Origin of the sequence: Cellulomonas septica, assembly GCF_012396155.1 — a bacterium.
In the GTDB taxonomy this organism is placed as follows: domain Bacteria; phylum Actinomycetota; class Actinomycetes; order Actinomycetales; family Cellulomonadaceae; genus Cellulomonas; species Cellulomonas septica.
This window is the reverse complement of the sequence record NZ_JAAXOY010000141.1, coordinates 1-6,705: the sequence shown is the minus strand read 5'-3', so window position 1 is coordinate 6,705 and position 6,705 is coordinate 1. Positions and strand designations below refer to the sequence as shown.

The 6,705-nt window shown below is 73.8% G+C and carries 6 protein-coding genes; 2 read left to right on the top strand and 4 right to left on the bottom strand.

Features of this window, described 5'->3' with window-relative positions; translation table 11 throughout:
- The 3 genes from HGA02_RS07505 to HGA02_RS07495 form a co-directional block, all read right to left on the bottom strand.
- Window positions 1–222: VIT1/CCC1 transporter family protein (locus HGA02_RS07505; protein WP_210728289.1), on the bottom strand; the 222-nt coding region annotated here is incomplete at its 3' end.
- Between the two features lie 141 nt (window positions 223–363).
- Entirely contained in the window at window positions 364–2,916 is a 2,553-nt protein-coding gene (locus HGA02_RS07500) for a DEAD/DEAH box helicase (RefSeq protein WP_168678504.1), read from the bottom strand.
- A gap of 115 nt (window positions 2,917–3,031) precedes the next feature.
- On the bottom strand, window positions 3,032–4,144 hold the full coding sequence (locus tag HGA02_RS07495; RefSeq protein ID WP_168678503.1) for a right-handed parallel beta-helix repeat-containing protein: 1,113 nt from the start codon (window positions 4,142–4,144) through the stop codon (window positions 3,032–3,034).
- Between the two features lie 156 nt (window positions 4,145–4,300).
- Between HGA02_RS07495 and HGA02_RS07490 the strand changes: the two genes are divergently transcribed.
- Window positions 4,301–5,035: a glutamine amidotransferase gene (locus HGA02_RS07490; protein ID WP_168678502.1), complete on the top strand. Its 735-nt coding sequence runs from the start codon at window positions 4,301–4,303 to the stop codon at window positions 5,033–5,035.
- 93 nt (window positions 5,036–5,128) lie between these two features.
- Here HGA02_RS07490 and HGA02_RS07485 read toward each other — a convergent pair whose 3' ends face one another.
- Window positions 5,129–6,238, bottom strand: a complete 1,110-nt coding sequence (locus tag HGA02_RS07485) for a right-handed parallel beta-helix repeat-containing protein (protein ID WP_168678501.1) — start codon at window positions 6,236–6,238, stop codon at window positions 5,129–5,131.
- 157 nt (window positions 6,239–6,395) lie between these two features.
- Between HGA02_RS07485 and HGA02_RS07480 the strand changes: the two genes are divergently transcribed.
- Window positions 6,396–6,705 (top strand): DUF2236 domain-containing protein (locus HGA02_RS07480; protein ID WP_246247536.1); only part of this gene is annotated, 310 nt, incomplete at its 3' end.

The window sequence follows — 6,705 nt, the reverse complement described above, 5'->3', positions numbered from 1 at the left end:
GATGCCCGCGGTGACGACCGCGGACCGGGCGGGCGCGGCGCCGGCGACGCCGACGACCATCGCGGCGACGGACACGATGCCGTCGTTCGCGCCCAGGACGGCGGCGCGGAGCCGGTTGAGGCGGCCGGCGCTCAGGGGCTCGGGGGTCGGTGCGGACGGCTCGACAGGGCTCCCGGCAGGGGAGCGACGCGGTCCGACGAGGTGGGTCGACAGGACGCTCATGCGTCCACCGTAGGCACGTCGCCGGGCCTTGTCATCGCAGGAAAGGCTGGCCTGACCTGCGGAAACACAGTCGAGCCTTACCTCACTGAGCCTCGCCTCACCGCCGCTGACGGCGCCCGCGAGGCGCGTGCGCGGGGTCCGTCAGAGCGCCCCGACGGCCGTCACGCGCAGCTGCACCTCGCCCGTCTCGTCCGAGCCCGCCAGGTCGACGACGGCGTCGACCCGCCAGTCGTGGTCGCCCTCGGGGTCGTCGAGCAGCTGCCGGACCTGCCACGTCGTCGGGGTGGCCGTCACCTGGAAGAGCGCCGGTCCCCGTGCCGCCGGCCCGGTGAGCACCTCGTCGTGGTCGTCGTAGAACGGGTCGAGCGCCTGGGCCCACCGGTCCGACGTCCACGGCGTGCCCTCGCCGTCGCGGTCGCCGAGCGCGGCGAGCGCGTCGTACGCCTCCCGGGCGAGCAGCTCGACGCGGCGGAACAGCGCGCCGCGGACCAGCGCGCGGAAGACCCGCGGGTTGGCGGTGATCGGCTCGGGGGTGTCGTCGTCGGTGCCGCCGGGTGCGTCCGCGCCCGGCTCGTCGAGCGGGTTCGAGAGGCGCTCCCACTCGTCGAGCAGGCTCGAGTCCGTCCGGCGGACCAGGTCGCCGAGCCACTCGACGATCTCCCACAGCTCCTCGGTGCGCGCGTCCTCGGGCACCGTCTGGCGCAGCGCCCGGTAGGCGTCGGCGAGGTAGCGCAGCAGCACGCCCTCGGTGCGGTCGAGCTGGTAGTGCGACACGTACTCGGCGAACGTCATCGCCTTCTCGTGCATCTCGCGCACGACCGACTTGGGCGACAGCGCGAGGTCGGCGACCCACGGGTTGGTCTGCCGGTACGTCGCGAACGCGGCGTCGAGCAGCTCCGCGAGCGGCTTCGGGTACGTGACGTCCTCGAGCAGCGCCATGCGCTCGTCGTAGTCGAGGCCGTCGGCCTTCATCGCGGCGACCGCCTCGCCGCGGGCGCGGTTCTCCTGCGCCGCGAGCACCTGGCGCGGGTCGTCGAGCGTCGCCTCCAGGACCGAGACCACGTCGTGCGCGTACGCGGGGTCGTCGCGGTCCAGCAGGTCGAGCGCGGCGTACGCGAACGGCGACAGCGCCTGGTTGAGCGCGAAGTTCGCGGGCAGGTCCTGCGTCAGCCGGACGGCGCGGCGACGGCCGTGGGGCGCGGACGGGTCCTCGACCCACGGTCGCTCGATCACGCCCGACGCGCGCAGCGACCGGTAGACGGCGATCGCGCGGCGCACGTGCCGACCGCGCGCGGACTCCGGCTCGTGGTTGTCGGTGAGCAGGCGCGTCATGTGCGCGACGGGGTCGCCCGCCCGGGCGAGGACGTGCAGGACCATCGCGTGCGAGACGGCGAACGACGACGTCAAGGGCTCGGGCGGCGCGTCGCGCAGCCGCTCGAACGTCTTGTCGGTCCAGTTCACGTGCCCCGCGGGCGCCTGCTTGCGGACGATCTTCTTGAGCTTGCGCGGGTCGTCGCCCGCCTTCTCCAGCGCCCGGCGGTTCTCGATGACGTGCTCGGGCGCGAGGACGATGACCTCGCCGACGGTGTCGAACCCGGCACGGCCCGCGCGCCCGGCGATCTGGTGGAACTCGCGCGCCGACAGGTGCCGCATGCGCACGCCGTCGTACTTCACGAGGCTCGTGAGCAGGACGGTCCGGATGGGCACGTTGATGCCGACGCCGAGCGTGTCCGTGCCGCACACGACGGGCAGCAGGCCCTTCTGCGTGAGCCGCTCGACGACGCGGCGGTACTTGGGCAGCATGCCCGCGTGGTGCACGCCGACGCCGTGCCGCAGCAGGCGGGACAGCGTCCGGCCGAAGCCGGGACCGAACCGGAACGCGCCGAGCTCCGCGGCGATCGCGTCGCGCTGCTCGCGGCTCGCGAGCGTCGTCGACAGCAGCGACTGCGCGCGCTCGACGGCCTCCTTCTGCGTGAAGTGCACGACGTAGACGGGGGAGCGGCGCGTCTTCACGAGCTCGTCGAGCAGCTCGTGCAGCGGCTCGACCGCGTACGTGAACGTCAGCGGGACCGGGCGTTGCGCGTTCGCGACGACGGCCACGTCGAGGCCCGTGCGGCGGTGCAGGTCGTCGCGGAAGAACGTGACGTCGCCGAGCGTCGCCGACATCAGCAGGAACTGCGTGCGCGGCAGCTCGAGCAGCGGCACCTGCCACGCCCAGCCGCGCTGCGGGTCGGCGTAGAAGTGGAACTCGTCCATGACGACCTGGCCGACGTCCGCGTCCTCGCCGTCGCGCAGCGCCAGGTTGGCGAGGATCTCGGCGGTGCAGCAGATGATCGGCGCCGTCGGGTTGACCGCCGAGTCGCCCGTCATCATGCCGACGTTCTGCGAGCCGAACGCCTCGACCAGCGCGAAGAACTTCTCGCTGACCAGCGCCTTGAGCGGCGCCGTGTAGTACGTGCGGCGGCCCTGGGCCAGCGCGACGAAGTGCGCGGCGGTCGCGACGAGCGACTTCCCCGAGCCCGTCGGCGTCGACAGGATCACGTGCGCGCCCGTCACGAGCTCGAGGAGCGCCTCCTCCTGGTGCGGGTACAGGGCGAGCCCGCGGTCGGCGGCCCACCCCGTGAACGCCTCGTACAGCGCGTCGGCGTCGGTCGGGTCGGCGGGGATCCGCTCGGCGAGGGTCGCGGTGCTCATCGCGGTCGATGCTCCCACGCGCACGGCCGGTCCCGTGCCCCGTGCCGCCCGGTCCGCTGCGGTCAGGCCGCCCGGGCCGGCGCGGGGACGGTCCCGCACCGGCCCGGGCGTGCGGTCACGACCGCGGCTTCGAGCCCTTGCAGACGACGCCCACGCACTGCGGCTGGTTGCCGTTGCCCTTGGCCTTGTTCCCGCCGCCGTCGACCACGCCCGGCGCGTGGATGCCCCAGCCCCGGTTGTAGTTCGCGGTGTTCTTCGTGAGCCGGGTGTTCGGGCCGCCCTCGATCTCGTCGAAGAAGATCGCGTCGTCGTTCCGCTCGAACAGGTTCCCGCGCAGCAGCGTCTCGGGGAACCAGGTCGGGTCGGAGCCGTCGGTCCGGAAGCCCAGGCCGTTGCCGCGGAACACGTTGTCGACGATCTCGGCGGAGCTGGTCTGCAGGTCGATCGCCGTGCCGTTGTCGAGGAACTCGGTGCCGCTGACGTGGTTGACGCCCCACACCGAGAAGGACGCGAGCCCCACCTCGTTGCGCTCGACGACGGAGTCGACGATGTCCGCGCCGAAGAAGCGCGCGTCGACCGCGACGCCGTTGTCCGCGAGCGTCGTCCGCTCGACGGAGCAGCCGGACTCGTCGCAGTGCAGGCCCGTCGAGTTGTGCTCGATGCGCGAGTCCTCGATCGCGACTCCCGCCGTGATGAGGTTGACCGCCGTGCCGTTGCCGGTGAACACCGACCGCACGACGTGCGCGAACCCGTAGAACGCCCCGATGCCGTCGGAGTTGGCGGTGAACACCGAGTCGCTCACCTCGTACGTCTTGCCGGACGCGCCCCAGCGGCCGGACGGGTCGACGCCCGTGCCGTTCTCGGTGAAGGTGACGTCGGCGATCGTGACGACGCCGTCGATCTCGAACTCGGGCTCGTCGTTGCGGATCCCCGTGCTCCAGCCGGCGATCGTGCCGTCGTGGACGCCCGCGTCGCCGAGCACCTGGACCAACACGCCGACGCCCGAGCCCGGGCCGCGCAGCGTGTGGCCACCGAGGTCGAGCGTGACCCCCTCGGCCAGCTCGAGCCCGCCCACACCCGCGGGACACGTGAGGTCGGCGGTCAGCACGGAGTCGGTGGTGAGCACCGCACCGCAGCCCGGGACGGGCGTGGCGGCGAGCGACGGCGTGGCGACGAGCACACCACCCGCCGCGAGGACGAGACAGGACAGCACGGACGGCAGACGCATGACGGATCCCCCTGTGGACGCGGCACCCCGACGAGGCGGGGCTGTCGGCGCCAGTCTGGCGGCGACGGCGGCCCGGCATGTCCGGTATGCCCGTTCTTCGCCCGGGTGAATCGTGCCCGGCGAGAAGCGACGGACCGCCGGTGGCACGCTCGACGCATGAAGCCGTTCGTCCTGCTCGCGTCCCGGGCGCAGGACGTCGCCGCCGACGCGGAGTACGCGGCGATGCTCGCCTACGGCGGCCTCCGACCCGAGGAGCTCGTTCGGGTCCGCATGGAGGCCGGCCCGCTGCCGGACCTCGACCTCGACGCGGTCTCCGGCATCCTCGTCGGCGGCAGCCCCTTCGACGCGAGCACCCCGCAGGACCAGAAGTCCGCGGTCCAGGTGCGCGTCGAGACGGAGGTGTCCGCCCTGCTCGACGAGGTCGTCGACCGCGACCTGCCGTTCCTCGGCGCCTGCTACGGCGTCGGGACGCTGGGCGTCCACCAGGGCGGCGTCATCGACCGCGTGCACGCGGAGCCGATCTCCGCGGTGCGCGTCACGCTCACCCCCGACGGGCGCGCCGACCCGCTGCTCGCCGACGTGCCGGACACGTTCGACGCGTTCGTCGGGCACAAGGAGGCGTGCCGCGTGCTGCCGCCCACCGCGACGCTGCTCGCGTCCTCCCCGGCGTGCCCCGTGCAGATGTTCCGCGTCCGCACGAACCTCTACGCGACGCAGTTCCACCCCGAGCTCGACGTCGACGGCATCTCGACCCGCATCCGCGTCTACCGGGAGTACGGGTACTTCCGGCCCGACGAGGCCGACGCCGTGCTCGCGGGCGTCCGCGGCGCCGACGTGTGGGCGCCGCCGCGGATCCTCGCGGCCTTCGTCCGGCGGTACGCGCGCGACTGACCGGGACGGCGACCGGGGGCACCGGTGCGGACGGGCGGGCCGGCGCGCGGCGCGCCGTGAGCACGCCGCCGCACCGGCTCCCCGTCGTCGCGGTCAGGACGTCGTGCAGACCACGCCGACGCACTGCGGCTCGGTGCCGTTGCCGCGCGCGACGTTCCCACCGAGGTCCGTGACGCCGGGCGTCCAGATCCCCTTCCCGGTGCTGCGCCGGACGTCGTTCCCGCCCACCTGCACGGACTCGTCGCCGTGCTCGATCACGATGCCGTCCCCGTTGAGGCGCAGCGTGTTGTCGAGGATGGTCGCGTCGTAGACGTCCGTGTCGGCGAGCGGCGTCCCGATCCCGACGTCGTTGCCCCGCAGGACGTTGCCCTCGACGTGCACGTCGAGCCGGCCCACACCCACGCCGAGGCCGTTCGACGTGAACCGCGAGTCCCGCACCACTCCGCCGAGCGCGTTCGTCGTGTCCACACCGACGTCGTTGCCGACGAAGCGGCTGGCCCCGACCGTCGCGAAGCCGTTGTACATCGGGCCGACGCCCGTCCCGTTGTCGACGAACGTCGAGCGGGTGACCGTCAGCGACGCCTCGGACGCGCGGACGGCCGCGCCGTTCCGCGTGAACGTGCTGTCCGACACCGTCGCGTCGCCGCCGCTCCAGATGCCGGACCCGTTGTCGCTGAAGGTCGACGCACGCACGTCCACCTCCGCGAACCAGCCACCCTCGACCGCGATGTCGAGCGAGCGGAACGTCGACCGCTCGATCGTCGTCGCCTTCCGGAACCGGCCCGTGCCCGACTCGCCGGACGCGTCGATGCCGACGCGGCCGTCGAGGACCGTGACGCGCGTGACGGTGAGCGGACCCGACTCCACGCCGGGGTCGTCCGGGTCGGCGTCCGCCCACGTGTCGATCCCGTTGCCCCAGCCCGCGACCGTGCCGTTCCGCACGCCCACGGGTCCGCTCCATGCGACCTCGACGCCGTTCCCGCCGCCAGGCCCGCGAAGCGTGTGGCCGCCCAGGTTGAGCGTCACGCCCGGGGCCAGCCGCAGGCCCGGCGCGCTCGTGCACACGAGGTCCGCGAGCAGGGTCGTGCTCCTGGTCAGGGTCTCCCCGCAGGTCGGTTGCGGCGGGCGTGCGGAGGCCGGTGTCGCCACGAGCGCGGCGCCGAGCGCGAGGACGGTGGACAGGACGAGCGGACGGTGACGCATGCGGACCCCCTGGCGTGACGGCCCGCCGGCGTCGGTGCCGCGGGCGCGGTTCGTCGAGCGTCCCGCTCCCCGATGTCCGGGAACAACCGGTTTGGGCGGGTTCGGTGGGTGAAACGTGCGCTCGCGGTCCCGGGTGCGCCGGGGGACGATCGGCCGCATGACGACGACGGACGACCGCACCACCGACCGGTCCGCGCCGCGCGCGCCGCGGCTCCGACCCCCGGGGTGGGTCGCCACGGCCCGACGCGAGGTCGGCACCCGCCTGTTCCTGCGCGTGGCCGGGCCTGACGGGGTCGAGCAGCGCGACCGGATCCACGGGACGCCCGGGCCGCGGTGGTTCCCGCCGGGCAGCGCGATCCGGACGGTCCACGGCGACGCGTCGATGTTCGTCGGCGGGATCCGCGCGCTGCTGCTGCAGTCGCTGCACCCCGCGGCGATGGCGGCCGTCGGCGCGCACTCCGGGTACC

Bases quoted from the DNA above. Each gene is read 5' to 3' on its own strand.
- HGA02_RS07500 (WP_168678504.1), bottom strand. From the start codon at position 2,916: ATGAGCACCGCGACCCTCGCCGAGCGGATCCCCGCCGACCCGACCGAC.
- HGA02_RS07495 (WP_168678503.1), bottom strand. From the start codon at position 4,144: ATGCGTCTGCCGTCCGTGCTGTCCTGTCTCGTCCTCGCGGCGGGTGGT.
- HGA02_RS07490 (WP_168678502.1), top strand. From the start codon at position 4,301: ATGAAGCCGTTCGTCCTGCTCGCGTCCCGGGCGCAGGACGTCGCCGCC.
- HGA02_RS07485 (WP_168678501.1), bottom strand. From the start codon at position 6,238: ATGCGTCACCGTCCGCTCGTCCTGTCCACCGTCCTCGCGCTCGGCGCC.